A 505-nucleotide genomic window follows, 5' to 3' on the forward strand; every position below is an offset into this window, starting at 1 on the left:
GACGATAGTTTGCATGTCGTGGGCAGCATCGAAGCCGATACAGCCTACTACTACCAAAAAAAAGAGTTGTTTCGCCTGATTGGACATGTGGATATTCAAAAGCCCAATGGCAACTATGTGAAAACATCCGAATTGTATTGGAATCGTCAGGTGCCGGAATATTCGCGAGAGGCTATCTACACCGATTCTTTCGCCATAATCATGCAAAACGGCAACCTCTCAACAACCGTAGGCTTCAGAACCAACAAGCAGATGGACGACTACGTGATGTATCAAAATTCAACCGAATTTGAACCTCCGGAGGAAACACAAGATAAAAAGCCCAATGAGTAAAAAAAAAAATCGAAAAAAACTTGTGAGTTCAAAATAAAATGTGTACCTTTGCACCCGAATTAGAGAATGTAAAAAAATAAATGTTATGGGAACTGACGCTTAAAATAATAAAATGTCTCACTTAATTAAGCCGGTCATAGATCGGATTGCTTATATTGCCTCTATTACGGGC

Annotated in this window: 1 pseudogene; it reads left to right on the forward strand. The window is 39.8% G+C overall.

The annotated features are described in order from the left end of the window. Positions 1-333 (forward strand): annotated as a pseudogene (locus tag ASC50_RS03995) (LPS export ABC transporter periplasmic protein LptC); the annotation flags it as partial. Positions 334-505 lie beyond the last annotated feature (172 nt).

The sequence above is a fragment of the Candidatus Symbiothrix dinenymphae genome (assembly GCF_001431085.1).